This window comes from Gemmatimonadota bacterium (assembly GCA_041390125.1).
Lineage (GTDB): Bacteria > Gemmatimonadota > Gemmatimonadetes > Longimicrobiales > Gaopeijiaceae > JAGQIF01.
In genome coordinates, this window is sequence record JAWKQN010000005.1 from 1 (window position 1) to 26,571 (window position 26,571).

Genomic DNA, 26,571 nt, shown 5'->3' on the forward strand with positions numbered 1-26,571 from the left:
CGTCGGTGAAGCGGCGCCCACAGCCAGGAAAGCGACACCCACCGTCGCGGATCTCGAGGGCACGGCGCAGCGCGGGTGGAATGGTGCGTGTGCGACGCCCCACATCCAGTACGTTTCCGCGCGCATCGGTGGCGAGGCGGACCAGGCCGGCATCGCAGGCCAGGCGCTGCGCAGTGGCGGGCGTGAGTCGGGTGCCGTCTGCCAGCTCGGCCAGCGGCACGCCCGGATCGGCACCGGACCGCCCCGACACCTCCGCGGCAACGTGGGGGCGCGGGTCGGCCGACAGTTCCGCGGCAACGTGGCGTGCGTCGGCGGACATCTCCACGGCAACGCGGGGGCGCGCGTCGGCATGCACTTCCGCGGCAACGCGGGGGAGTGCGTCGGCATGCACTTCCGCGGCAACGCGGGGGCGCGCGTCGTCGTACACTTCCGCGGCAACGCGGCGTGACCGCGCGCCGGCCGACCCTTCCGCGGCAACGCCGGGGCGCTCCTCGTCCTCCTCGGTCCCGATCTCCTCCGGCACCGCGTCGGCCCGCAACGCGGGCCCCTCCACGTGCAGCACCACCTGGTAGCGCTCCGCCCGCGTCCCGCTGATCGGTGCCTCCGGTCCCCCTCCCTCCAGGTCCAGGCCCGCGGCCAACGCCCGCTCACACAGCAACCCCATGGCGTCCGCCCGCCGCTGCTCCGGTGTGGCCGGCTCGGTGTCCGCGACGTCCGGTCCCTTCCAGTACAGCGCGTCGGCCGCCGCCTCCAGCGCACGCATCAGCAGCGCCGCGACCTCCGGCTCCAGCCGGCCACGCACCAGATACATCCCCTCCTCGTCCGGGAAGACCGACAGACACCGGCTGCGGTGGCGGAGCCGCTCGCGCTCCGCATCGTCCCGGCAGCGCTGACCGGCCCAGCGCCGCAGGGCACGCTCCAGCTGGTGCGCGGTGCGTGTGTGCGCCAGCGCCAACAGCTCCTCCTCGTCGTCCACACTCGCCACGCGCGTCAGCGCGCGCACCTTGCTGAAGGACAGCTCGCCCTGCGCCATCGCAGCGCCGATGGCCGGCAGATCCTCGAGGGCGCGCGCCGCGCGCACCTTCTCCCGCGCGGCGCCCAGATCGATGCCGGTGCGCCACGCCAGCCAGTGCGCGCACGTGGGGTGACCGCCCAGCTCCCAGCCGCGCCGTCGGTCGAACTCCGCCACCAGCACCAGCAGACGATGCGTCGCCGAATGGATCGCGGACGCGAGATCCGCGATCTGGTCACCCAGATCCTCGAGCGTGTCCAGCTCGGCGGTGGATAATGCGAAGGGAGAGGGAGCGGGCACCGCTCCCGACGGATCCGCATCGAGCGACGCAGTGATCGGCTCGTCGCTGTCGAACGAGGGCGTCGCGCACGGCTTGTTGGTGTCGAACGAGAGCGTCGCGCACGGCTTGTCGGTGTCGAACGGAGGGGACGCGAGGGGTCCGTCGTGGTCGCACGGAGGGGACGCGAACGGTCCGTCGTTGTCGCACGAACGCGGCGTGAGCGGGGCGGGAAGAACCATGGGCGGCACCTCGAGCGAAGAGCGGAGATCATGCGCGAGTCCTGCTCTTCAAAGATACGTGCCGTTTCATCGGCCCTCTGGCGAGCCGCAGGACCCACGAGATCGTCACGTGACATCATTCGTGTCGCGAGCCCCTGCCCACGTGCGGGCACGCGCCCTCCGTGCGTGTCTACGACCGCCTGCGCACCCCATCGGGGACGGCGACCGCGTCGCACTGCCCTAAGTCGTCCATGGCAGGATGGGACGATGTGAGCAACTGATGCGTGCTACACGAGCGCGAGTGGGTAGGCGGTACTCGCCGCCCGATCACGCGGGACGATCGGACCATCGATCGTAAGGCGGTCCTCGCCGCCCGATCACGCGGGACGATCGGACCATCGATCGTAGGCGGTCCTCGCCGCCCGATCACGCGGGACGATCGGACCATCGATCGTAGGCGGCCCTCACCCGCCCGATCACGCGGGACATTCGGACCATCGATCGCCGATGTCATCGACCCCGATCACGCGCAGACACCGACCTGTCCGCCGATCAACGAGGCCGATGCCCCCGATCACGCGCAGACACCGACCTGTCCGCCGATCGACGCGGCCGATGCCCCCGATCACGCGGAACACCGGACCGGGGGACATTGCCCGGCGGCGCAGCCGTCCATGGCAGGACGAGACAACGGGCCGGGCCGGAAGTCCTCGGCCGCCGACCCGGCGGGAAGACCGCACCTGACCCCTCTCCGGCATGTCCCTTGCCTCCAGACCCCTCCCATGCCGCGCTCGCTCTTCCTCGCCGAGGTCCTGGCTGCTCTCTCCCACGCGCTGGACCTCACGGAGGGCCAGCCGGAGGGACATTCGATCCGGTCCTGCATCCTGGGCATCGAGATCGGACGGGCGCGGGGTCTCGACTTCTCCGAGCAGTCCGCGCTCTTCTACGCGCTGCTGCTCAAGGATGCGGGGTGCTCGGCCAACGCCGCGCCCGTCGCGGACCTCTTCGGCTCCGATGACCATCCGGTCAAGAAGGACCTGAAGACGACCGATTGGTCCTCCATGATCGGCGCCGGGCGCTATATCCTGCGCAACGTGGCCCAGGGCCGCTCGGGCTGGGCCAAGCTCCGCCACCTGAGCCGGCTGGCCGTGGCCGGGCCGCCGGGCGCACGCGCGTTGACGCGGATCCGCTGCGAACGAGGCGCCGCCATCGTGCGCGACCTGGGGTTCCCCGAGGCCACCGCCGAGGCCATCCGCTACCTCGACGAGCACTGGGACGGCAAGGGACATCCGTACGGCCGCCGCGCGGAGGAGATCCCGTTGCTGTCGCGCATCGCCTGCCTCGCGCAGGTCCTGGACGTGTTCCTGGTCGAGCGCGGCGTCGACGAGATGCTGGCCATGGTCCGCGCGCGGCGCGGTACCTGGTTCGATCCCGGACTGGCGGACCTGGTGCTCTCCTGGTCGGGGCGCATCTCCTGGTGGGAGGGCGTGCGCGGATCCGGACGGCCCGAGGACCTGCGCGGGCTCGAGCCGCGGGAGCGCCTCATCCCGATCGACGAGGAAGGCCTCGATCGCGTCTCGGCGGTCTTCGCGCAGGTCATCGATGCCAAGACGCCGTTCACGGCCCGGCACTCGACGCGCGTGGCCGCCGTCGCCGCCGAGCTCATGCGCGAAGTCGGGGGCGGGGAGGAGGCCGTACGGCTCATCCACCGGGCCGGGCTCCTGCACGACATCGGCAAGCTGGGGGTGTCGAACCGCATCCTGGACAAGCCCGACAAGCTGACGGACGAGGAGTTCGCGCAGGTGAAGCTGCACCCGCGCTACACGCACGAGATCCTCTCCAACGTGGCGGCCTTCGCGGACGTGCTGGAACCGGCGGCGAACCACCACGAACGCATCGACGGGCGCGGCTATCCACGGGGCTTGGACGGGGGCGTGCTGGACCTGCCCTGCCGCATCCTGGCGGTGGCGGACGTCTACGAGGCCCTCACGGCCGAACGACCCTACCGCGCCTCGCTGGAATTCGAAGAGGTCGCGCGGATCCTCCGCTCCATGTCGGGGCCGGCGCTCGATGGCGATCTCGTCGAGTGCCTGTTGCGCTGCGCCCGCCACCAGGACGTCGCCCCGTGGGGCTGGGCCGCACTGGCCCGGACCGAGGGCCTGCCGCAGGACGCCGTGCCGCGGGCGCCGCGCGCGATGGCCGGCTGAGGCCGACACCACCGCGCTGCCGGCTCCCGCAGAGCGCCCGGCTCAGAACGGATTCAGCGTGTACCCCTGCTCCTGGAGGAGCGCGTGCGCCGTCATCGCCGACAGCGCCAGCTCGATCCCGGGGGCGAACTCCGCCCTGGGGAGCCCGCGCGCCTGCGCGGTCTGACCGCACACGATGATCCGCACCCCCGCCGCGCGCAGCGCCTGGAGGAGCGGGAGGTTGGTGTTCTCCGCGCCGAACCGCTTGCGGTAGCTCTCCTCCGTCAGCACCGCCTTGGCGGCCGTCCCATGCAGCACGAGCGCGAGGTGGAGATTTTCGCGTGGCACCCCGGCCGCACCGTGCATGTTCAGGAAGCGCGCGAGGGAGGCGATGGCGGGATTGAGCGCACCCGCGTCTTCGGGCGAGGTCGCGACGTCGAAGGCGACCCGGAAGACGTGGTCGGTCGGAGTGGGGAGGTCCAACGGATCCGTCCGATACACCGGTCCGAAGTCCGCGATGATGGGGCCCGTGCTCGGCGTCGACAGCGCCTGGGCGGAGAGGGGGCCGGCGCTCAGCGCGGCGGCGAGAGCGAACGCGTAGCGGGCAGCATGACGCATGAGGGCGATCCTGGAGGCGGAAAGAAGAACGGTGCCTCAGGATGCTGCCCGCGTGGGTCGGTCCCGGTCAAGGCGCGTCACCGCGCGGCCGCACCGCTGATGTGCCGCGGCGGGCCGTGCGCCCCCGGGTGGGCGGGGAATCGCGCCTCAGAACGGACGGAACGCGCCGGTGACCTTGGTGATGACGTCGAATCCCTGCACCGAACGGGGGAGGCGGGCTTTCACGGCCGGGTCGTCCTTCTCCAGCAGCACCATGAGGCAGGAACGATCCCCCCACTGTCCAACCGCGGTACCCACCACGCCGGGCATCCCCAGCACACTGTCGGTCAGGGCCTTGCGGGCCGTGTCGAGCGGATCTGTACGCATCTGCCTCCTCCTCGTCTGCGATGGCGACTCCCTTCGGTGTCTGCTGCTCGGGTAACGTCCAGCCGGGGGGCCGATCGACCGCGGGTCGGTCGGCGGTGGTGCTCCGGTCCGCTGCGTCCAGGATCGGATCCGGTGCCTCCGAAGGCGCCCCTGGAAAGCCCCGCTCCGGCGGCAAGACCGGCTCCAGCGAAAAGGCCCCGCTCCCGCGGGGCGGCGAGCCGGTCCCACGGCGCCGGATCGGTCCGTGGGGCCTAGTTGCCGTCGATCGTGACGCCGAACCGGTCCGTCGGGCCTAGTTGCCGTCGATCGTGACGCCGAACCGGTCCAGGACAACATCGATGGGATTGGCGATCGACGCCAGTTGGCTGCCCGCGAAGACCAGGGCCACCGGCCTCCGGTCCTGGGCGCCCTGCCCCTCGCTGACCACCAGCGAACCCGAATCGCCCGGCGCCGAGAAGCCGCCGCCGGAGATCACGATCTGGTCGACGAAACGGGCCTGGCCCCTGGGGTAGCCCACCGTCAGCGTGGCCCGGATGCCGTCGATCACGCCGTGCGTGTGTCCCGTGGTGCGTCCGAACTTCTGGACCCGCATCCCGAGCTTCGCGTCCAGCGGCTCGGTGCGCGGTGTCCCGTAGCCCCCGGGCGGGGTGCTGCGGTCCAGGCGGTCCGCCGATGTGAGCGCGAGGGCGGCGTCGATCCGGTTCTCGGGGCAGGGGAAGGGTCCCCGGCCGCAGTGCTGGATGGGCTCGAAATCGTACAGGGTGCCGAAGGCGTCGTCGGGATCGGTGCCGCCGTCCGCGCGTCCGGGCTGGAGCACGTTGTCGCCGATGGCCGCGTCGTTGGAGTTGGCGAAGACGTGGTTGTTGCTGAGCGCGAAGACCCGGGTGCCGTCCAGGACGCGGGCCCCGATGGTGCCCGCGGTCACGTCCGGCTGTCCGGAGGACACGCCGATGGGGACGGGCCGCGGAAAGTGACCGCGCGGGTTGGCGGGCGCGTCCGGCGAGGGCTCCTCGACCAGCGAGACGAACCGGCCCGTGACGGTCTCCACGACTGGAACCCGCCCGAACGATCGGGGCAGGAGGGCCACGCCCGCCGCCTCCACGTAGACCTTGAGGACGGGTTGGCCGAGCGCTCCCATGCCGATGGCGGTGCCCACCACGCCCGGCAGGCGCAGCAGATCCTCCGTGTGGGCGTCCTGGGCCGCGAAGGCCGCGCGGAAGGGGTCGGGGGGAGGCACGAGCTCGCCCAGAGGCCCGGTCCGGAAGGTGAGATCCAGACCCAGGGCCGCCACCAGGGCCAGCCGGGACAGCCAGACGCGTCGGTTCACCTCTCCTCCTACGGCGGGGAGGCCCGCCGGGTTTCCTCCTCCGGGACGGACGGATGCGAGCGGCGTGCCGGGTCCGCCTAGCCTTCGGGTTGCATGATCCGGTACTGCGACGGTGGCTCCTGCCCCAGGAGATGCCGGACGAAGTAGTCCCAGGTGCGCCGCACCACGTAGGGCTCGTTGGCGTAGCCGTGGTTGCGGTTGGGCAGGACGATCAGGTCGAAGTCCTTGTTGAGGCGGATCAGCTCGTCGATGAGCAGGATCGTCGCGTTCGGGTGCACGTTGTCGTCCAGCGTCCCGTACATCAGCAGCAGCTTCCCCTGCAGGTTGGCGGCCAGGTTCTGGTTGGCCTGCGCGTCGAAGCTGTCGCTGCCGTCGTCGTTCGGGCGGAGAAGGCCCTGGTACTTCTCACCCCAGGTGTAGTCATAGCTCCGGTTGTCGTGGTTGCCGGCGCTCGAGACGGCCACCTTGAAGAAGTCCGGGTAGCTCAGGATGGCGTCGGTGGAGGAGAATCCGCCACCCGAGTGCCCGAAGATCCCCACGCGGTCCAGGTCCATGGACGGATGGCGCCGGGCGAGCTGCCGGAGTGCCGCGATGTGGTCCGGCAGCCCGTTGTCGCGCATGTCGCCGTAGTACGCGTCGTGGAAGGCCTTGTGGCGGCCGGGCGTCCCGAACGCGTCCACCATGAAGACGATGAAGCCCAGCTCGGCCAGCGCCGCCGCGTTGCCGCCCTGCGCCACCCGCGCCACATGGCCCCGGATGGGACCGACCTGCGGTCCGGGATAGATGTAGTCCACGACCGGATAGCTTCGCGTGGAGTCGTAGTCGGACGGGAAGAACAGCAGCCCGTGCACCGGCGTCACGCCGTCGCGGCCCTTCACCTCGAAGTGGGTGGGATAGCGCCACCCGGTGGCCAGGAGGCGGGAATAGTCACCGGCCTCCAGGGTGAGCACCACGCGGCCGGTGGCGTCCCGCAACACGGTGGTGGGGGCCGACGAGAAGGTGCCGTACTGATCCACGAACCAGCGGCCGGAGGGACTGGCCGTGATCTGGTGGTCGGCGTCTTCCGGCGTCAGGCGCTCCGTGCGCGTGCCGTCCAGCCGGGCGCGATAGAGATGACGGTGGTAGAGGTCCTGGTCCGGCTCGCGTCCGGAGCCGGTGAAGTACACCCATCCCTGGGCCTCGTCGACGGACAGCAGGTCCAGGACCATCCACGGACCCTCGGTGATGCGGTTCAGCAGCGCGCCGGTGGCGACGTCGAACCGGTAGAGGTGGCCCCAGCCGTCGCGCTCGGACCACCACACCACCTCCGAGTCGTTCCGGATGACCTTCCAGTTGGGCAGGCCACCCGACTGTCCGTTGCTCTCCACGAACGTGCGGCTCGTCTCCTCCAACACCGTGCGTGCCACACCCGTGCGGGCATCGGCGGTCCACAGACGCAGCGTGTCGAAGCTGCGCACGCCCTCCGTGAAGAACACCTGGTCCGGCCCGCTCCCCCAGCGCGCGTCCTTCCACACCGTGTCGGACGCCACGCCGCAGCAGGACGTGTTGACCACGTCGAGCGGCCCCAGGTCCACGCGCACGCCCGTCCGGCTCTCCACGTCGAAGACATGAACCTCGTACGTCGGGATGACGGAGTCCCCCGGGAGCGCCACCCGGTAGCTGTGCAACGCGGGCCGACCCGTGCGCGCCTCCAGGAGGTGGAGCGGCAGCACCGCCCGCTCGTCGAAGCGATGCGTGAGGATGCGGCGCGAATCCGGCGACCAGGCCAGCACGGGCGGGGCCTCGTCTCCCCGGCGCGCCAGGGTGACCACCGAGCAGCATCCCTCGGGGGGCACGGCGTAGCCGAAGTCGGCGGCGCCGTCCTGCGAGAGCTGGATCTCCCGACCGTCCTCCACCGAGCGCACCCAGAGGTTCTCGTCGCGCGAGAAGGCGACCCACCGCCCATCCGGCGAGCCGATCTCGGTGCGGGGGCGTTCGGGGACCGGGTCGGGGCCCGCGCACACGTACGTGTCCAGGCGACAGCTCCAGCGCGCGGAGTCCGCGGTGTGGAAGCGCAGCGTATCGCCTTCGAGGTCGAAGCGTTCGAAGGGAAGCCGGTTGGCCACGTACGCCGTGTCCGCCGCCACGGAGAGCGCGGATGCGAGACGCGCATGGTCGAACGCGGGGCGGCGCGACGGGACGGACGGATCGACCAGGATGAACGCCGATCCGTCCTCGGTGCGGGCCCGATACCAGAAGCGGTCGCCCTCCAACCAGGTGGGCGTGGCCTGGTCGCCGCTCACGAAACGGGCGGCGTTGGAGCCCAGGAACTGCTCGGCGCGTGCGTAGGTGGTCTCGGTGACCTGCGCCGGAGCCGGGCGGGGGGCGACGACCACGAACAGCATCGCCAGCAGGTGGAGGCGCGTGCGCATGCGCCGCTCCTTGTGTTGGAGGTGGGTCGGCAGCGGATCCGGTGACCGTGCTGCGGGACTCAGTCGATGCGCTCCGGCACGACCTCGCGCTCGACGATCTTCCCGTCCACGACACTGACGTGGTAGACGCGCGCGTCGGCGCGGGTCGCCACGAACCGCGTGGCCTCGTTGTCCTCGAAGTAGATGCCCGCGTCGTTGTCGCAGGCCCACCCGGGCTTGAGCTCGCCGGAGGCGATGAGCCGGTGGTAGGTGGGCCGTCGCGCCGCTTCGGCGTCGTAGTGGGGCGAGTGGCTGCCCTGCAGGAAGCCCAGGCACTCGATCTTCGTGACTTCCTTGGGCCGCGAATCCGTGGTGCCCTCCTCGAACCAGCACAGCGATCCGGCGCTGGCGCCGCCGAGCACGATGCCCTGATCCCAGGCCTGACGAAGCACCTGATCGATGCCCTGCACGCGCCAGATGGCCTGCTGATTCAGCGTGTTGCCGCCGGAGACCACGATCCCGTCCATCGAGAGGAAGATCTCTTCCCACGACCGATCCATGCGGTAGCTGCTGATGAAGCTCTCCTGCACGTGCGGCTCGACGTCCAGGGGCGCGCAGCTCTGGTACCAGCGGATGATGCCCGCTTCCGAGTCGGCCGACGCGGTGGGCAGGTAGCAGAGCCGGGGGCGCGCCTTGCCCGTCAACTCCGCCATGGTCCGGATGAAGGCGGTGCCGAAGCCCCCACCGGCGATGAGGATCTTGCGGGTCGCCCGGGGGGCGGTGGCGGAGGCGGCGAGCGGCTCTGCGCCGAGACCGACGGCACCGGCCGCCGTGGCCAGCAGGAACTCACGGCGTTGCATGGACCTGACTCCGATCGGGATGTGGGTGTTGTCGGCCGCGGCCTGCGGCGAGTGCCCGTGGGCCCCTCAGGCCCACCCGTGATGCTGTCGCAGAGGACGCTGTCGTGGGCGTGCGCGCAAGGGAGCGCCCCCTGCTTGAGGCTCGTCCCCCGGACGGGACGCGCCACGGGGACCAGCGCGCCGGCGTCGGCGGCTCAGCGCAGCAGCGGCTCCAACGCCGCCCACACGTGATCGGCCACCACCCGGTGGCCTTCCGGCGTGGGGTGGATGCCGTCCTCCTGGTTGAGCGCGGGCTCGCCCGCCACGCCTTCGAGCAGGAACGGGAGCAGGGTGGCGCCGGTCTCGTCCGCCACCTCGCGGAAAACGCCACGGAAGCGGGCCGTGTAGCGATCCCCCAGGTTGGGTGGGGCCTCCATGCCGGCCACAAGCACACGGGCCTCGGGGTGGGCCGCGCGGGTGCGCCGGATCACCTCCAGCAGGTTCTCCTTCAGCGCCTCCGGATCCTGTCCGCGCAGGCCGTCGTTCGCGCCGAGCTCCAGGACCAGCACGGCCACGGGCTGCTCCAACAGCCAGTCCACACGCCGCAGACCGCCGGCGCTCGTATCTCCGCTCACGCCGCCGTTGACCACCCGGTAGTCGAGGCCCGCGGCGTCGATGCGGGCCTGGACGAGGGCGGGGAAGGCCAGGGACGGGTCCTCCAGGCCGTACCCGGCGGTCAGGCTGGTGCCCAGGAACACCACGACGGGACGCGCGTCGGCCGGGTCTGCGCGAAGGGATCCCGGCTCCGCGGGAGCGGAGGAAACTTGCGCGTCGGAGGAGCGTACCGGGTCGGGGCCGCGGCGGCCGGAGTCGCAGCCGGTCAGCCCCATGGGCACGAGCACGCCCAGCGCGCACACGAGACCCCGACCCATGATCATCGACGCCCGCGGCCTGGAGAAGACGTATCGGAGCGGAGGCCGTCCGCTCACCGTCCTGAAGGGCATCGATCTCTCCGTGGAGCCCGAGGGGTTCGTGGCGATCCTGGGCCCCTCGGGCAGCGGGAAGACCACGCTGCTCGGGTTGCTCGCGGGGCTGGACACGCCGAGCGCCGGCACGCTGCGCGTGCTGGGGCAGGACCTGTTCGCTCTTACCGAGGACCAGCGGGCCGGGTTTCGGGCCGAGCACGTGGGCTTCGTCTTCCAGACCTTCCACCTGCTGCCCACGCTCACCGCGCTCGAGAACGTCCTGGTGCCCCTGGAGCTGCGCGGCCGCACGCGCACCGGGGACGGACGGCCCATCCGGGAGCACGCGGCCGACCTGCTCGCGCGTGTCGGGTTGAGGGGGCGCCTCGATCACTATCCCGCGCAGTTGTCGGGCGGAGAGCAGCAACGCGTGGCGCTGGCCCGTGCGTTCGCGAACGAGCCCCGCCTGCTGTTCGCGGACGAGCCCACCGGCAACCTGGACTCGGCCACCGGCGAGACCGTGATCGGTCTGATGGAGGAGCTGAACCGCGATGTGCGCACCACGCTGGTGCTGGTGACGCACGACCTGGCGCTGGCGGAGCGCGCCCGCCGCATCATCCGTCTCAAGGACGGGCAGATGGTCGCGGATGAGCGCCGGACGGACGCGCACCCCGCACACTCCGCCGTCTGACCCGATGTTCGCGCTTCGTTTCGCGTGGCGGGAGGGCCGGGCCGGCGTGCGGCAGATCGGTGTCTACATGATGTCGATCACGCTGGGCGTGGCGGCGCTGGTCGCCCTCCACTCCTTCCGCGGCGACGTCACCCGTTCCGTCGAGGCCGAGGCGCGCGCCATCCTGGGCGCGGACCTGCGCTTCAGCCGGGGTACGCCCTTCTCGGACTCGATCCGGGCCGTGACGGATTCGCTCGCCGCCGAGGGCGCGCAGGTCGCGGCCGTCACCACCCTCGCGTCCATGGCGCTCAACGAGCGCACCGGCACCACCCGTCTGGTGCAGGTCCGCGGGGTCGAGCCCGGCTTCCCCTTCTACGGAGCGGTGCGGACGGATCCCGACGGCGCCTGGGCTCGGCTGGGGGACGCGCGCGGCGTGCTCGTGGACGAGGCGGTCCTGGTGCAGCTCGATGCGCGCATCGGCGACACGATCAGCGTGGGCCGCTCGCGCTTCCCTCTGCTGGGCACGGTGGACGGCCTGCCCACCGACATCGGCTTCCAGTCGGCGGTGGGCCCGCGCGTCTATCTGCCGGCCGCGGCGCTGCCCGCTACGGGGCTGCTGACGTTCGGGAGCCTGGCCCGCCACGAGATCTACGTCCGCCTGCCCGAGGGGAGCGACGCCGAGGAGCTCGACGAGCGCTACGGGGAGATGGCACGTGGACAGAATACGCGCATCACCACCGCGGACGAGCAGGCCGAGGATCTCACCGAAGGCACGCGCATCCTGAGCCGGTTCCTGGGGCTGGTGGGTCTGGCCGCGCTCCTGCTGGGTGGGATCGGTGTGGCGAGCGCCATCCACGTCTACGTCCAGGGCAAGCTCACCGCGGTCGCCGTGCTCCGCTGCCTGGGCGCCCGCCAGGGCACGGTCTTCGCCGCCTATCTGCTGCAGGCCGCGCTCCTGGGCCTGGGAGGCGCCGCCCTCGGCGTCGCCGGTGGCCTGCTGCTCCAACGCCTGCTGCCGCGCGTGGTGGGGGACCTGCTGCCCGTGACCATCGTTCCGCGCACGGATCCCGCGGCGGTGGTGGCCGGTCTGTTGATCGGCATCTGGGTCTCCGTCGTGTTCGCGCTGCTGCCCCTGCTGGCCGTGCGCGGCGTGGCCCCTCTGCAGGCCATCCGGCGCGACGTGGAGCCGGAGCGTGCGAGTCGCGCGGCGCGCGGTCTGGCCGTCGGTGCGCTCGTGCTCAGCATCGCGGGGCTGAGCGTGTGGCAGGCCCCGACCCCGGCCATCGGCGCGGGCTTCGCCGCCGGTCTGGCGGTCACGCTGGGGCTCCTGTGGGTGGCGGCACGTGCGCTCGTGTCCGGCACGCGCCGCTTCTTTCCCGCCCGAGCGGGCTACACCGTGCGGCAGGGCGTGTCCAACCTCTTCCGTCCGCACAACCAGACGGTTTCGGTGACGCTCGCGCTGGGCTTCGGCGTCTACGTGATCGGCGCCGTGGCGTTGATCGAGCGCAGCCTGCAGCGCCAGCTGGACTTCGACGCGGGCGCCTCCCAGGCCAATGTGCTGCTGTTCGACGTGCAGCCCGACCAGCGAAGCGGGGTGGTGGACCTCGTCGGGTCCGTGTCGGAGGGGCCCGTGGACGTCACCCCGATCGTGACGGCCCGCATCGCCGCCCTGGATGGCGTCTCGGTCACGGAGCTGCTCGCGGACACCACGGAGGCGGCGCCGGAGCGCTGGGCGCTCCGGCGCGTGTACCGCAACACCTATCGGGAGGGCGGCCTCACGGACGCCGAGACCCTGGTGGCCGGGTCCTGGTGGGACACGACCACGGCCGGCCCTCCCGACCTGGACGGTCTGCCGCCCGTCTCGGTCGAGCAGGACCTGGCCGCGGACCTGGGGGTGGGCGTGGGTGACCGCATCACCTGGGACGTGCAGGGCCGGACGATCGAGACCCGGATCGGTAGCCTGCGCGCGGTCGACTGGGCCCGCTTCCAGACCAACTTCTTCGTGGTCTTCCCGCCCGGAGTGCTGGAGGAGGCGCCGCACACCCTGCTGGCGCTCGCGCGCGTGCCGGACGTGGAGACGCGGACCGCGCTGCAGCGCGACCTGGTGCGCGCCTATCCCAACGTGTCCGTGCTGGACCTCGCACAGGTGCAGGAGGTCCTCGACCGCGTGCTGGGCACCGTGTCGGGTGCGCTGCGCTTCCTGGCTGGATTCTCGGTGCTGGGAGGGATCCTGGTGCTGGTGGGTGCACTGGCCACGTCGCGCTTCCAGCGCATGCGGGAAGGCGCGCTCCTCAAGACGCTGGGCGCCCGTCGGCGTCAGGTGCTGGCCGTGCTCACCACGGAGTACTTCGCGTTGGGCGCGTTGGGCGCGCTGGCGGGGTTGGCCCTGGCCACGGTGGCGGCATGGGGCGTGGTGCGCTTCGTGTTCGATGGCCCCTTCGTGTTCCCCGTCGGGATCACCGCCGCCATCGCCGTGGGCGTGACCGCGGGCACCGTCCTGATCGGCATGGCCGGCAGCCGGAACGTGCTGGGCCGGCCCCCGCTCGCCGTCCTGCGCGAGATCACCGAGTAGGCGCGAACGGCCGGGCCCGCACGCGGACGGACGGCCAGGGCGGCCTGCGGCCGGTCACGGGCCCGCGCACCGCACGGATCCGGATGCTCAGGCGGGATTTCCGAAGCGGCCCTCGGACATCCGCTCGGCCACCGACCACCCCATGGTCTCCGTGACGCCGAAGGCCACGCCCGCGTTCAGCACGTTCCCCAGCCCCGGCACGAAGCGCAGCAGCACCTTGGCCGCGCCGCGGCCGACAATGGTCCCGAGCGAGGCATAGACGACTGAACGCGCCGCCGCATCGGTGACCTCGAGCCCGAAGACGCGCCCGAGCCCCACGATCATCGCCACCTGGACCGGCATGATCAGGATGGCATCTCCTCCCGGGACCTGGGCCAGCCCTGCGCCGATCCCGGCGGCCGCGGTGCCGGCGGCATGGATGATGGTCGCGCAGCGCTTCTGTTGCTCGTCGGTCACGGGGAGCCTCCTCGGCATCATGGGATACGGCCCGCGCGCCGGAGGGCGGGCTCCGGGGGGTCGCGCACGTTCCCCCTACGTCGGGTGCGCGCGATCTGCTTCAACGCCCGTGCCGCGCGGACCGGGGTCTGCCCGGCCCTTTCGTCGCGGCTCAACCCGCCGCACGGCGGCCACGTCGCACGCCCGCCTCGGAACGCCGGTACGCCGGGGTCCGGCAGCCCGTTCCCGACCGGGGTCCGGACCCGGCCGGATCACGCGATCCGTGGCGGTGGCGCGCGCCGGCACGATGCTCGCGCACGTGGGGTCTCCGCGCCGGCCAGGCGCGCGGTCGGACCCTTTCAAGTGGAAGGAAATCATGCTTCAACGATCGATCGCAGCGGCGGTCCTCGCGATCGTCGCGCTCCCGCTGGCGGTCGCGGCGCAGACGAGCGACCTCACGGTGGGGACGAGCTTCGGGTATCAGGACGGCGTGGGCACCCGCCTCTTCGCCGTGCGGGGCAACGTCGCGGAGGGCCTCCCGGTGCTGGTGCGGGGCGAGCTCGGATACGTCGCCACGGATCCGGGAAGCGCGCCGAACGCCCGGCGGATCTTCATCAACAACGCCACCAACGGAACGCCCGCCTCGAGCGGTCGCACGCTGGATGCCGCCTTCGATGTCCTGCTGCGCACATCCCGGTTCGGCGTGCCGAGGGCGTACTGGTACGCGGGCGTGCGGTATGCCCGCTTCAAGGGAAACTTCAAGTATATCGGGGGCAACGAGGACTTCGACGTCGTCAGCAACCACTGGGGTCTGGGTGCCGGGGTGCAGAGCTTCCACGCCATGACGCCGCGCCTCGACCTCGTCCTGACCGGCGGACTGGAGGTCTTCCGGAGCGCCCGTCTCACCGGTCACGACACGTCGTACGCGCCCGGTGACGAGAACGTCAACGCGCGCGAGGACTACACCTACGGGGATGCCGACGAGGCCATCCATCAGCCCAAGCTGCGCCCGGTCCTGAGCGTGGGCTTCGGCTACCGGATGGGACCCCGGTAGGGCGGCGCGCGCGGATTCCCGGGACGGCGGACCGGCGGGCGTCCCCGGCCGCGCCGCGCCCGGAGGGCGTCCCTGGTCGGTGCGCGCCCGGCGGGCGTCCCTGGCCGGTCCGCGCCCCGGCGGGCGTCCCCGGCCGGTCCGCGCCCCGGCGGTCGGTCCAGCGGACCGCGGGCGTCCGTTCCTTCAGGGCGCGGGCGGCTCGTTCGACTCGGCGCCGTACTCCTGCAGCTTCCGATAGAGCGTCTTGCGATCGAGGCCCAGGATCTCGGCCGCGCGCGATTTGTTGCCGCCGGTGATGCGCAGGATCTCGAGCGTGTAGGCGCGCTCCACCTCCGCAAGCGGCAGGTGGCGAGCGCCGGCCTCGTAGATGGTCGCCCGCAACAGGCTCCCGTCCCGGACCCGATCGGGCAGGGCGTCCGGTCCGATCTCATCGGCCTCCGACAGCGTGGCGGCGCGCTCCACCACGCTCCGGAGCTCCCGCACGTTGCCGGGCCAGGCATAGCCGGTGAGCACGCCCATCGCGGGAATCGAGAAGCGCCGCGCTGCTCCGGAAGAAGCGGGAAAGCGGGCCAGGAAGTGCTCGACCAGGGCGGTGATGTCGGCCGGCCGCTCGCGTAGCGGCACGACGTGCAGCGTCAGGCCGTTGAGGCGCCAGTAGAGGTCCTCGCGGAAGCGCCCGGCGGAGACCTCCTCGTCCAGATCCCGGTTGGTGGCGGCAACCAGCCGCACATCCACGTGTCGCGAGCGGGTGGCACCCACCCGGCGGATCTCCCCGTCCTCCAGGGCCCGGAGCAGCTTCGGTTGCAGCGCCGGCGGCAGCTCGCCGATCTCGTCCAGGTAGAGGGTCCCGCCGTCGGCCTCCTCGAAGAGCCCGGTCTTGGCGCGGTCGGCGCCGGTGAACGCGCCCCGCTCGTGACCGAAGAGCTCCGATTCCAGCAGGTTCTCGGGGAGCGTGGCGCAGTTGACCGCCACCATGGCCGCGCGACCGGACGCGGCGTGTACGGCCCGCGCCACCAGCTCCTTGCCCGTTCCCGTCTCGCCCGTGATCAGCACCGGCAGCGGGGAACGCGCCACCTTGCCGATCATCTCCAGCAACGCGCGCGTCGGGCCGCTGCTGCCCACGATCCCGTCGATCGCGCGCGTCCGTGCCCGCGCGGGGGACGCGGCCGTCTCGCGCCGAAGGCGGCTCTCCTCGAGGGCGCGTTGCACCGAGAGCAACAGCTCGTCGTTCGAGAAGGGCTTGGTCAGGTAGTCGAAGGCGCCTTGCTTGACCAGCTCGATCGCGGAGTCGATGGAGCCGAAGGCGGTGATCACGATGACGTTCACATCCGGCCGCTGACGGCGCACCGCCTCCAGGACGTCGCGTCCCGTGGCGCCCGGCATGCGCAGGTCCGTGATGACGAGGCGCACGTCGGGTCGCTCGAGGTCGTCGATCGCGTCCCGTCCCGAGGGGACAGCCCGGACGCGGTAGCCGGATTCATCGAGGACTTCCTGGAGGAGGACGCGCAGATCGCGGTCGTCCTCGGCGAGGAGGATGCAGTCACTGGATGGCATGGATCGCGGGTGTGGGGGCGGGGAGGGCAAGGGTCAGGCAGGTGCCGGGACCGCCGTCGTCGATCAGCTCCAGCACCCCACCATGCTCTTCGATGATCAGCCGCGCCACCGCCAACCCCAGTCCGGTCCCACCGCCGTCGGCCTTGGTGGTGAAGAAGGGCTCGAACACCTGCGCGCGATGCTCGGGCGCGATTCCCGGGCCGCTGTCCCGCACGTCCACGCGCACACCGGCATCGTCGAGGCCGACGTCGACCGTGACGGCGCGGGGCCGCGCGCGGTCGGGCTCGCGGCTCATGGCCTGTTGCGCGTTCAACAGCAGATTGAGCAGCACCTGCTGGAGGGCGTCACGATCGCCGTGGACCACGGCCCGGGGTGCGCCGGTACGGCCGAGCTCGATGCCCTCGGCATCGAACTGCATGGAGACGAGCTCCAGCGTCTCATCGATGAGCGGCACCAGGTCCACGGGGCCGGGCCGGCGTTCGCGGGGCCGAGCGAAGTCGAGAAGGCTCCGGACGATGCGGGTGATGCGATCGATCTGTTGCACGATGATGGAGAGGTCTCGGGACTCCGCGCCGGCCCGCGCGTGCCGGCGTGCCATCAGGTCCGCGCGCCCGCGGATCACGTGCAGCGGTGCACCGATCTCGTGGGCCAACCCGGCGGCGAGCTGGCCGATGATGGCCATCTTCTCCGCCTGTCGGATCTGCCGCTCCAACAGCAGGCGCTCCTCGGTCCCGCGCAGCAGCTCCGTACGGGCCTGTTCGAGGCCCGCCGCCATCCGGTTCAGCTCGGCCGCGACGCTGGCCAGCTCCGCGATCGCGGCGTCCGCGTCCACGCGGGTGTCCAACTGCCCGCTCCCCAGCGCCCGGACGCCTTCCGCGAAACGGGCCAGGGGCTCGGACACGAGGCGTCGGACGAGCCAGAGCAGGGCCAGCGTCAGCGAAGCGAGCAGCACCAGGGTGTTGAGCGCGAAGCGGACGCGGGTGGCCGCCTGCTCCTGGTTCACGAAGGACAGCGGCTGCAATACCTCGAACGCGCCGACCACGCGCCCGTCCGGATCCTCGATCGCGCGGACCACGGAGTAGACGTCGACATCGTCCTGCGCCCGCTCGAACTCGCCCGGGCGACCGGAACGAAGCACCTCGCGCACCTGTTCGGGAGTCGCGTAGTCCGTGCTGTCGGCTCCTGCCCCGGGTCCGTACACCGGCCGCCCCTCGAGGTCGTAGACCACGACGCCGTAGATGCTGGGTTGCAGGGAGATGCGCCGCACGATCGCCGGTACCCCGGCGCGGTCCGGGTCCTGGAAGGCCGCGTCGAGCGCCAGCCCCAGTGCCGTGGCGTACGCCTGCGTCTCGCGTCGGGCCTCCGCGATGAGCGTGCGCTCGCGTTGCACCAGGGCCCACACCGCGAAGGCGGCCATCACGCCGCCGACCAGCAGCAGGAGCGGGAGCAGGAGGCGCGACGCCAACGACGTGCGCGAAGCCACGTGCGCAGGAGCCGTAGGCGCCATGGAAGTCCGCGTCAGGAGGAAGCGACCCGCAGTCTAGGGCCACACCCGGGGAGCGGCCAGCGCACATCCGGGGGGCGGCTGCTGGACCCGCGCGCCCGCTACCGGCGCCCGCCCTGCTTCGGCGCGCGACGACCGCCCCGGTCTCGTGTGGCCGGCCGGGACGGCGAACGGGCCCGGGTGTCGGGACCCGGACCCGTCGTCCAACAGCGAGTGCCCCGCGAGGGGACGCCCGCCGCTTCCGTAGCGTGTCAGGTCAACGGACCACGAACTCGCCGCGACGGTTGCGGGCCCAGGAGCCTTCGCCCTCGCCGCGCTCCAGGGGCCGCTCCTCTCCGTAGCTGCGGACCTCGAAGCGACCGGCCGTGAGCCCGAAGCTCGTGAAATAGTCCTTGATGGCGTTCGCGCGCCGAAGACCCAGCGCGAGGTTGTACTCGGTGGAGCCGCGGTCGTCGGCGTGCCCATCGATCTGGAGCCGCACGTCCGGATCCTGACGCAGCACCTGGACCTTCGCGTCCAGGAGGGCGCGCTGATCCGGCCGGATGACGGCGCGGTCGTAGTCGAAGAACACCATCTCGGTCAGCACCGCGCGTCGGCGGGCAGCCTCGGCGGCCGCATCGGTCGTGGAGCCCGGGTCCGAACGAACGGCGTTGCGGGCCGGCGCGGGTTGCGACGCCATGACGGCGGGAGCCGGCGCGGCCTCGGCGGGCTTCTTCCCGCAGGCGCCGGTCGCCAGGCCCAGAGTGATCAGGAGACCGGTGAGGCCGGTCCCACGGAAGCTGCGGTTCATCGGGGATCCTCGGTGTCGATAGGGGTGATGTGCCGATCGGGTTCGATCGTCGTGCTCGGTCTCGGCGGAACCAGCACGACGGGAGCCAACGAACGCAGCGCGAGCTGCGTGGCGGTGCAGCCCAGCCGGAGCGGCTGGTAGCCGGATTGCCCGTGGGTGCCTGCGACCAGGAAGTAGGCGCGGCGCTCTTCGGCGGCATGGATCAGCTCGACCCAGGGGACGCCCTCGCGCTCCTCGATGGAAGGCGGGTGATCCCCGAGGCGCTCCAGCCAGGCCCGCCGCCGCGCCGCGGTCCCGCCCGCCGGCAGTCCGTCGCGCCGGCGCACGTGGACGACATGGACCGACGTCCCGCGCTCGCTGCCCATCCTGCGGGCCACCTCGAACGCGTGCGCGGACGCTTCGGAGAAATCGACACCGACGACGATCACGTGGGCCTCGGCAGGGGGGCGCGGCCTGCGCCCGGTTCGGGGCTGCGCAATGCCGGAAGCGTGCCGCGGCGCCTCCGCCCCCGGGCCTGCGCACAAGATCCACGACTGCAAGGCGTTGAGCGGAGGGGACGCCGTCGCGGACGGGCGCCCGGGCGCCACCGTCCCGCGGTGCGGGGGGGCGGGGCTCCCCGACGGTGGGGCAGAATGCCACGGCAGACGGGGGGAATGCTGCGCGACCGACCCGGGCGGGGCCCCGGACGCGAAACGGGGTGGGCGCCTGCGCGCCCACCCCGTTCCCCGCGACCCGAGGGCCGCTCCGGTCACGTCCCGCCGATCAATACCGGTAGTGGTCCGGCTTGAACGGGCCGTCCGCGGCCACGCCGATGTAGGTGGCCTGCTCGGGCGTGAGCTCCGTGAGCTTCACGCCCAGGTGCTCCAGGTGCAGACGGGCCACCTTCTCGTCCAGGTGCTTGGGCAGCATGTAGACGCTCTTCTCGTACTGGTCCGAATTGCGGGCCAGCTCGATCTGGGCCATCACCTGGTTGGTGAAGCTGGCGCTCATCACGAAGCTCGGATGGCCGGTGGCGCAGCCCAGGTTGAGCAGACGGCCTTCCGCCAGGATCAGCACGGAGTGCCCGTCCGGGAAGATGAACTCGTCGTACTGCGGCTTGATGTTCCGGCGCTGCACCTTGTGCTTCTTCAGGCCGGCCATGTCGATCTCGTTGTCGAAGTGGCCGATGTTGCCGATGATCGCCTTGTTCTTCATGCGCGCCATGTGATCGTAGGTGATCACGTCCTTGTTGCCGGTGGCGGTGATGAAGATGTCCGCGTAGTCGAGCACGTCCTCGACCCGCTTGACCTCGAAGCCCTCCATCGCGGCCTGCAGGGCGCAGATCGGATCGATCTCGGTCACGATGACGCGCGCGCCCTGTCCCTTCAGCGCCTGGGCGCAGCCCTTGCCCACCTCACCATAGCCGCAGACGACCGCCGTCTTGCCGGAGATCATCACGTCGCTGGCGCGGTTGAGCCCGTCGATGACGGAGTGCCGGCAGCCGTAGATGTTGTCGAACTTCGACTTGGTGACGGAGTCGTTGACGTTGATGGCCGGGAAGAGCAGGGTGCCGGCCTTCTCCATCTCGTAGAGACGGTGCACGCCCGTGGTGGTCTCCTCCGACACGCCCTGGATCGTGGAGGACAGGCGCGTCCACCGACCCGGGTCGCTGTCGAGCGTGCGGCGCAGCAGGTCCAGGATGACGCCCCACTCCTCGGGCTCGCTGCTCTCGTCGAACGCGGGGACGGCACCGGCCGCCTCGTACTCGACGCCCTTGTGGAGCAGCAGGGTGGCGTCACCGCCGTCATCCACCAGCAGGTCCGGCCCGGAGCCGTCCGGCCACATCAGCGCCATCTCGGTGCACCACCAGTACTCCTCCAGCGTCTCGCCCTTCCAGGCGTAGACGGCGCAGCCCGTCGGGTTCTCCACGGTCCCGTCCCGGCCCACGGCCACCGCGGCCGCGGCGTGGTCCTGGGTCGAGAAGATGTTGCAGGACACCCAGCGCACGTCGGCGCCGAGATCCATGAGCGTCTCGATCAGCACCGCGGTCTGTACGGTCATGTGCAGCGAGCCCATGACCTTGAGCCCGGCCAGCGGCTGGGTCTCGGCGTACTCGCGGCGCACGGCCATGAGGCCGGGCATCTCGTGCTCGGCCAGCTCGATCTCCTTGCGGCCCCATTCGGCGAGGCTCAGGTCGGCCACCTTGAAGGGCGGACGGTCGGTGGCCACGGCGTTCTTGGTCAGGACTCCACTTTCCATGGGATGTCGGATCCTCGGTCGGGTTCGGGTTGGGTGGTGTGTCGGTGTCGGGTTCAGGTCCGGGTCGCCGTGCCCACGAAGAGCAGCGGCCCGGAGGCGTCGGGGTCGGGCACGAGACCGCGGTGCACGTAGCGCGCGAAGCCCGCGGCGCGGGTCCAGCCCCGCATCCGCTCCTCGCTGAAGCCGGGCCACAGGTGCCCCATCGTCTGGCGGTACTCCGGGCGGCCGTGCTCGCGCATGTCCACGACCAGCAGGCGCCCGCCCGGGGTGAGCACACGGCGGGCCTCGGCCAACGCACGCTCGGGCTCCGGCACGTAGTGGAGCACGAGCACGAGCAGGGCCAGATCCACGGAGCCGTCGTCGAGCGGCACGGCTTCCAGCTCGCCCGCCCGTATTTCGGCGTTCGGCTGGTCGGCCAGCCGCGACCGGGCGGCAGCCAGCATCTCCGCCGACCGGTCCAGCGCGATGACGCGCCGTACGAACGGCGCCACGGCCTCGGCCAGCGCGCCCGTCCCGGCGCCCAGGTCGGCCACCGTCCAGGCCGGGTCCAACAGCCCCAGCAGGAGGGAGGCCTCGGTGCTGCGCCCGAAGAGCTGGACCCGGAGCGCGTCCCAGTCGGCCGCCGCGCCCGAGAAGAACTCCTCCGAGCGGCGACGGCGCTCCGCGAGGACGGCGCGCGCCCGCTCGGCGTCCTCGTCCCGCCAGGGGGCTTCGGCGAGGGAGGACCGCACCACCCGCCACAGGCCACTCTGGTCCTCGGGCAGGTCGGGCGAGAGCTGATAGTGCCGACTGGTGCCGTCCGCCCGGACGCGGAGCCACCCGTCCGCGGAGAGCACCTTCAGGTGCCGCGAAACGGACGATTGTGGGAGCTGTACCACAGATGTGAGCTCCGACACCGTGAACTCGCTGCGGTCCAGAAGCACAAGGATCCGCAAGCGATTCTCGTCGTTCAAGGCCTCGAGGCGGGCCAGGATCTCGGGTCGGGCCGTCAATATATCCATATTTGCGGATCAAAGGATACACTGATCGTGCCCGGCTGTAAAGCCGGGCGTCCAGCGATGGGCCGGACGTCCTGGGGCCCTCGGCGACCCCGCGTGCGCCCTCCCCTGCGAAACCCGCGCCGGGCCGCGGCGTACCCGGAGGGACGGTGCACCCACCCTTCCGCCCGGACCCCATGCGTCGCTCCCTGCTGCCCCTGCTCCTGCTCCTGGCGGGAGGATGCGCCGGAGACGGGGTCGGCATCCTGGACGTCGCCCCCGGCGGGGACGCCGCGGCCTTCGCCGCCCACCTCGAGGCCGCCCTTCCCGGGGAGATGGCCGCGTTCGGCATCCCGGGGATGGCCGTCGCCCTCCTGGAGCACGGGCAGGTCGCGTGGAGTCGGGGCTTCGGCCTGGCCGATCCCGTGCGCGGGGTGCCGGTCGACCCGTCCGGCACCGTCTTCCAGGTCGCCTCGCTGTCCAAGCCGGTCGTGGCGTGGGCCGTGGCCCGGCTGGCCGAGGAAGGGCGCCTGGACCTCGACGCCCCGGTCGAGTCCGTGCTGACGCGGTGGCACTTCCCCGAGTCCGACTTCGACGTCTCGGCGGTCACGGCGCGCCGCCTCCTCAGCCATACGGCCGGGACGTCCATCCACGGGTACCTGGGCTTCGATCCCGACGTCCCGCTCCCGACCCTCGAAGCGTCCCTGGACGGCGCCACGCTGGGCCTCGGCCCCGTGCGGCTGATCGCCGACCCGGGTCGCGGGTGGCGGTATTCGGGAGGGGGCTACACGGTGCTGCAACTCCTGGTGGAGGAGGTCACGGGCCGCCCCTTCGCGGAGCACATGCGCGACGCCGTGCTCCAGCCGCTCGGCATGACGTCCTCTGCCTTCGACTGGGCCGACGGGCTACGTCCCCGCACCGCTGTCCCGCATTCGGTCCGGGACGCGCCGCTCCCCAACTACCTGTACCGGGCCCAGGCGGCCGCCGGACTCTACTCCACGCTGTCGGACTACGCCCGCTTCGTGGTGGCCAGCATGGACGGGGCGGGTGGAGGAGGGGTGTTGCCGGGGCCCGTCGCACAGGGGCTCCACGCCCGGGCCGACGCTGCGGTGGGCTACGGGCTCGGCCACCAACGCTTCACGCTGGCGGACGGCCGCGTCCTCGTGGGGCATGTCGGGCTGAACCGCGGCTGGCGGGCCTTCTGGCTCATGGAGCCGGCAGCGGGCTCGGGGATCGTGGTCCTGTCGAACTCGCAGGACGTCTACGACCTGCCCTCGCGCACCATATGCGCGTGGACCCGGGCCGTGCTCTCCGCGACGATCGTCTTTCCGGTGGGCATCGCCGGCTGCCAGGGACGCTGACGTCGCAGGGACCCTGACCTCGGACGCCACCGTGCCCCCGGGTGCTCCGGGGTGCACGGCCTGCTCCGGCACGTCTCCGGCAGGCAGGGTCGAGCAGGGGGCGGAGCCGTCAGGCGCTCGGGAGACCCGTCACTCCCTCCGCTCGAGCAGCCAGCGCAGGCGGGCCACGACCATCTCGATGGCGACCTCGTTCTCGCCTCCGGTGGGGATGATCACGTCCGCCCAGCGCTTGCTCGGCTCCACGAACTCCAGGTGCATGGGACGCACCGTGTCCAGGTACTGACGGATCACCGACTCCACCGTGCGTCCCCGCTCGGCCACGTCGCGCTCGAGGCGGCGGATGAAGCGCACGTCCGCGTCCGTGTCCACGAAGATCTTGATGTCGAGCCGCCGTCGGAGCTCGGGCTCGGCGAGCACCAGGATCCCGTCCACGATGACGACGGGGGTGGGCTCGATGCGTCGCGTGGCACCCGTGCGCGTGTGCGTGGCGAAGTCGTAGATGGGCACGTCGACCCCGTGGCCTCCCCGCAAGGCGTCGACGTGGGCGAGCAGGAGGGGGAGGTCGAGCGCGTCGGGGTGGTCGAAGTTGACGAGGCTGCGCTCGTCCGGGCTCAGGTGTCCGTAGTCGCGGTAGTAGGCGTCCGCGTGCACGATGCCCACCCGGCCGGGACCGAGCACGTCCAGGATGCGGCCCACCACCGTGCTCTTGCCCGAGCCGGATCCGCCCGCAGTGCCGATCAGGACGGGCGCGTTCACGGCGTGCCGCCGGCCGTGGCGGCGGGTCGCGCCTCATGCAGGGCATAGACCGTCACGGGCTCCGCCTTCCCGCGCAACGCGACCGTCTCGATGGGCTCGAACGTGAAGGCATGCGCGCCGCGCACGCCGTCCACGATGGCCTCCGATGCGAGGGCCTCCACGGCCAGGTCCCGGCACCGCTCCTGGATGCGGGCGGCCGTGTTGAGCACGTCTCCGGTGAAGACGAGGTCCCGCGTCAGCACGCCGATCTCGCCCGCCATCACCACCCCCTGGTGGAAGGCGGCCCGGAACGACGGGACGGCGCCGTAGCGGGCCTCGTACTGTGGGGCGCGCGCCGCCAACGTCGCGCGGACGAGCGAGAGACAGGACAGGCAGCGTGCGTCTTCGAGGCCCTGGCGGTCGCGCCAGCTGACGATCACCTCGTCGCCCACGTACTGGTAGATCTCGCCGCGCGCGCGGGCGATGGGCTCGGCCAGATCGCGATAGGTCTCCGCCAGGAACTCGTGGTACCGCTCGGGCCCGAGCCGCTCGGCGAGAGGCGTGGATCCGGCGAGGTCGAGGAACAGGAACGTGCGCCGCTCCGGGCGCGGCCGCTGGTAGCGGCCCAGGACGAAGTGGGTCCAGAAGCCGGGCCCGAGGATGTCGAAGACCTCCACGAGGAAGGACGTCAACGTGGCGACCCCCGTCCAGAAGAGCAGGTTGCGGACGGTCCAGGGCCCGAAGAACCAGGCGTTGGCGCCCGACAGGGTCGTGGGATCGAGGAGGGGGCGTCCCAGCTCCAGGGAGAAGTACCACAGGTTCCCCGTCCAGGTGAGCACCAGGATGACGGTCACGTACGTGAGCGCGTGCGCCGCGACCACCAGCCAGAAGGGCTGCCGGCGCAGCCGCTCCTTGATGAAGAAGATCACGATCCCGGCCGCGATGGGGCCGCCGACCAGCGCGGCCAGCGGATTCAGGGCCAGGGAGCGTCCGAACGAATAGAAGGACACGTCCGCCTGGTAGGCCCGATACACCAGCTCGTCGTACAGGGGCTGCACGAGCGACAGCACGGTCCAGAAGGCGGTGATGCCCGCCACCTTGGCGAGCCGCAGCCGGAACATCAGGTCCGGCTCCGACCGGCGGGACGGGGAGCCCCTCCGACCGGGGAGCCGCACGCGGAGCCAGCGGGGATGTGGACGTGCATGCCGACAGGGTAGGGGCGCACCGTCCATCCGGACAGGCACGGCTCCGGTCCCGGCCGCGACCCGGAGCGCAGACGGCCGCCCCTTGCATTCGCCCGGCGGAACGTCTTTTCTGGTGGGCCGTGTGCCGGCCCGCGGTGCACGCGACCCGAGCGGCCCGATGGAGGGCGGATGTCGACGCAGATCGCGGAGTCGAAGTTCATCTGGAAGGACGGTACCCTGATCCCCTGGAAGGATGCCACGCTGCACGTCCTGTCCACGGTGGTCCAGTTCGGCACGTCCGTCTTCGAGGGGATCCGCTGTTACGAGACCCCGCGCGGCCCCGCGATCTTCCGGCTCGACGCCCACATCCGGCGGCTCGTGGAGTCGGCGCGCATCTACCGGATGCCGTCGCGCTGGGACGCTTCCCAGATCGCCCAGGCGTGCGTGGACGTGGTCCGTGAGAACGAGCTGCGCAGCTGCTATGTCCGTCCCATGATCCTGCGGGGATACGGTGCGGCGGGGCTGAACCCGGCCGCCAGCCCGGTCGAGACCTGGGTGCCGGCGTTCGCCTGGGGGACCTATCTCGGCGCCGGTGCGCTGGAGAAGGGCGTGGACGTGTGCGTCTCCTCCTGGCACCGCGCGGCGCCCAACACGTTCCCCATGGCCGCCAAGGCCGGTGGCCACTATGTGAACGCGCAGCTCATCAAGATGGAGGCGCTCCAGAACGGCTACGCAGAAGGGATCGCACTCGGCCCGAGCGGCCTCGTCAGCGAAGGCAGCGGACAGAACCTGTTCCTGGTGCGCGACGGGGTGCTCATCACGCCGGTGCTGGACGGCACGTCGCTGCGTGGCATCACGCGTCACGCGATCATCGTGCTGGCGCGCGAGATGGGGCTCGAGGTGAAGGAGCAGCTGGTTCCGCGCGAAGCGCTGTATGCCGCGGAGGAGATGTTCTTCACGGGGACCGCCGCGGAGGTCACGCCCATCACCAGCGTCGACCGCATCACGATCGGCGACGGAAGCGCCGGTGAGCTCACCCTGAAGATCCAGCGGCGCTTCATGGAGGTCGTGACCGGCCAGGCCGACGATCGCTGGGGGTGGCTCACGCACGTCGGGTGAGCCGCACACCCCCGCGTTCTGCCACGACCCTGGCCGCTTGCCCGACCGGACGGGCACCGCGGAGGGGGCTCCGGGATCGAACGGTGCCGCTAAGTGGTTTTCCCCATTTATCTTGGCGGGAGACCCCCAGACCGGGTCCGCCCTTTGCCCTCAGGATCGGTCGACGGGCTCGGATGGTGA

General features: G+C 71.6%; 22 protein-coding genes. 6 read left to right on the plus strand and 16 right to left on the minus strand.

Annotated features, from left to right (window positions below):
• Positions 1-1,531 (minus strand): DUF222 domain-containing protein (locus tag R3E98_04990; GenBank protein MEZ4422740.1); only part of this gene is annotated, 1,531 nt, incomplete at its 3' end.
• A 761-nt stretch (positions 1,532-2,292) separates the two neighbouring features.
• Here R3E98_04990 and R3E98_04995 point away from each other — a divergent pair.
• Positions 2,293-3,717 carry an HD domain-containing phosphohydrolase gene (locus tag R3E98_04995; GenBank protein ID MEZ4422741.1) on the plus strand — a complete coding sequence of 475 codons (1,425 nt, stop codon included), beginning with the start codon at positions 2,293-2,295 and terminating at the stop codon, positions 3,715-3,717.
• Between the two features lie 42 nt (positions 3,718-3,759).
• Here R3E98_04995 and R3E98_05000 read toward each other — a convergent pair whose 3' ends face one another.
• The 6 genes from R3E98_05000 to R3E98_05025 form a co-directional block, all read right to left on the minus strand.
• Positions 3,760-4,314, minus strand: coding sequence for a DsrE family protein (locus R3E98_05000; protein ID MEZ4422742.1), 555 nt, complete (start codon positions 4,312-4,314; stop codon positions 3,760-3,762).
• A 147-nt stretch (positions 4,315-4,461) separates the two neighbouring features.
• A complete protein-coding gene (locus R3E98_05005; GenBank protein MEZ4422743.1) occupies positions 4,462-4,680 on the minus strand; it encodes a hypothetical protein in 219 nt (72 codons plus the stop codon).
• A gap of 292 nt (positions 4,681-4,972) precedes the next feature.
• On the minus strand, positions 4,973-6,007 hold the full coding sequence (locus R3E98_05010; GenBank protein MEZ4422744.1) for a hypothetical protein: 1,035 nt from the start codon (positions 6,005-6,007) through the stop codon (positions 4,973-4,975).
• A gap of 77 nt (positions 6,008-6,084) precedes the next feature.
• Positions 6,085-8,418, minus strand: a complete 2,334-nt coding sequence (locus R3E98_05015; GenBank protein MEZ4422745.1) for a DPP IV N-terminal domain-containing protein — start codon at positions 8,416-8,418, stop codon at positions 6,085-6,087.
• Between the two features lie 59 nt (positions 8,419-8,477).
• Positions 8,478-9,257: a peptidase E gene (locus R3E98_05020; protein MEZ4422746.1), complete on the minus strand. Its 780-nt coding sequence runs from the start codon at positions 9,255-9,257 to the stop codon at positions 8,478-8,480.
• Positions 9,258-9,451: 194 nt separating this feature from the next.
• Positions 9,452-10,168 carry an arylesterase gene (locus R3E98_05025; protein ID MEZ4422747.1) on the minus strand — a complete coding sequence of 239 codons (717 nt, stop codon included), beginning with the start codon at positions 10,166-10,168 and terminating at the stop codon, positions 9,452-9,454.
• Between R3E98_05025 and R3E98_05030 the strand changes: the two genes are divergently transcribed.
• Positions 10,167-10,889, plus strand: a complete 723-nt coding sequence (locus R3E98_05030) for an ABC transporter ATP-binding protein (GenBank protein ID MEZ4422748.1) — start codon at positions 10,167-10,169, stop codon at positions 10,887-10,889. The genes R3E98_05025 and R3E98_05030 overlap by 2 nt on opposite strands.
• Positions 10,890-10,893: 4 nt before the next feature.
• Entirely contained in the window at positions 10,894-13,440 is a 2,547-nt protein-coding gene (locus R3E98_05035) for an FtsX-like permease family protein (GenBank protein ID MEZ4422749.1), read from the plus strand.
• A gap of 87 nt (positions 13,441-13,527) precedes the next feature.
• On the opposite strand, the gene R3E98_05040 is transcribed toward R3E98_05035, so the two are convergent.
• The gene (locus R3E98_05040) at positions 13,528-13,896 is read right to left on the minus strand and encodes a hypothetical protein (GenBank protein ID MEZ4422750.1); all 369 of its coding nucleotides are present in this window, start codon (positions 13,894-13,896) and stop codon (positions 13,528-13,530) included.
• A gap of 355 nt (positions 13,897-14,251) precedes the next feature.
• On the opposite strand from R3E98_05040, the gene R3E98_05045 reads away from it, so the two are divergent.
• A complete protein-coding gene (locus R3E98_05045) occupies positions 14,252-14,929 on the plus strand; it encodes a hypothetical protein (GenBank protein MEZ4422751.1) in 678 nt (225 codons plus the stop codon).
• A 183-nt stretch (positions 14,930-15,112) separates the two neighbouring features.
• On the opposite strand, the gene R3E98_05050 is transcribed toward R3E98_05045, so the two are convergent.
• The 6 genes from R3E98_05050 to R3E98_05075 all read right to left on the minus strand — a co-directional run bounded on the left by R3E98_05050 (position 15,113) and on the right by R3E98_05075 (position 22,016).
• The gene (locus R3E98_05050; protein MEZ4422752.1) at positions 15,113-16,483 is read right to left on the minus strand and encodes a sigma-54 dependent transcriptional regulator; all 1,371 of its coding nucleotides are present in this window, start codon (positions 16,481-16,483) and stop codon (positions 15,113-15,115) included.
• Positions 16,470-17,966, minus strand: coding sequence for an ATP-binding protein (locus R3E98_05055; GenBank protein MEZ4422753.1), 1,497 nt, complete (start codon positions 17,964-17,966; stop codon positions 16,470-16,472). The genes R3E98_05050 and R3E98_05055 overlap by 14 nt, the downstream gene beginning before the upstream one ends.
• A 277-nt stretch (positions 17,967-18,243) precedes the next feature.
• Complete coding sequence (locus R3E98_05060; protein ID MEZ4422754.1) at positions 18,244-18,777, minus strand: OmpA family protein; 534 nt, start codon at positions 18,775-18,777, stop codon at positions 18,244-18,246.
• Positions 18,774-19,205, minus strand: a complete 432-nt coding sequence (locus tag R3E98_05065) for a universal stress protein (protein ID MEZ4422755.1) — start codon at positions 19,203-19,205, stop codon at positions 18,774-18,776. The genes R3E98_05060 and R3E98_05065 overlap by 4 nt, the downstream gene beginning before the upstream one ends.
• A gap of 334 nt (positions 19,206-19,539) precedes the next feature.
• Positions 19,540-21,015: an adenosylhomocysteinase gene (ahcY, locus tag R3E98_05070; protein MEZ4422756.1), complete on the minus strand. Its 1,476-nt coding sequence runs from the start codon at positions 21,013-21,015 to the stop codon at positions 19,540-19,542.
• A gap of 53 nt (positions 21,016-21,068) precedes the next feature.
• Positions 21,069-22,016, minus strand: coding sequence for a metalloregulator ArsR/SmtB family transcription factor (locus R3E98_05075; GenBank protein ID MEZ4422757.1), 948 nt, complete (start codon positions 22,014-22,016; stop codon positions 21,069-21,071).
• Positions 22,017-22,189: 173 nt separating this feature from the next.
• Here R3E98_05075 and R3E98_05080 point away from each other — a divergent pair, with 173 nt between their 5' ends.
• Positions 22,190-23,353, plus strand: a complete 1,164-nt coding sequence (locus tag R3E98_05080; GenBank protein ID MEZ4422758.1) for a serine hydrolase domain-containing protein — start codon at positions 22,190-22,192, stop codon at positions 23,351-23,353.
• 129 nt (positions 23,354-23,482) lie between these two features.
• Here the strand turns inward: R3E98_05080 and udk are convergent, their stop codons facing one another.
• Together udk and R3E98_05090 are read right to left on the minus strand one after the other, a co-directional pair.
• Entirely contained in the window at positions 23,483-24,109 is a 627-nt protein-coding gene (gene udk / locus R3E98_05085; protein ID MEZ4422759.1) for a uridine kinase, read from the minus strand.
• Positions 24,106-25,209, minus strand: a complete 1,104-nt coding sequence (locus R3E98_05090) for an adenylate/guanylate cyclase domain-containing protein (protein MEZ4422760.1) — start codon at positions 25,207-25,209, stop codon at positions 24,106-24,108. The genes udk and R3E98_05090 overlap by 4 nt, the downstream gene beginning before the upstream one ends.
• A 252-nt stretch (positions 25,210-25,461) precedes the next feature.
• Here R3E98_05090 and R3E98_05095 point away from each other — a divergent pair, with 252 nt between their 5' ends.
• Positions 25,462-26,391, plus strand: coding sequence for a branched-chain amino acid transaminase (locus R3E98_05095; GenBank protein MEZ4422761.1), 930 nt, complete (start codon positions 25,462-25,464; stop codon positions 26,389-26,391).
• The last annotated feature ends 180 nt before the right edge of the window (positions 26,392-26,571 follow it).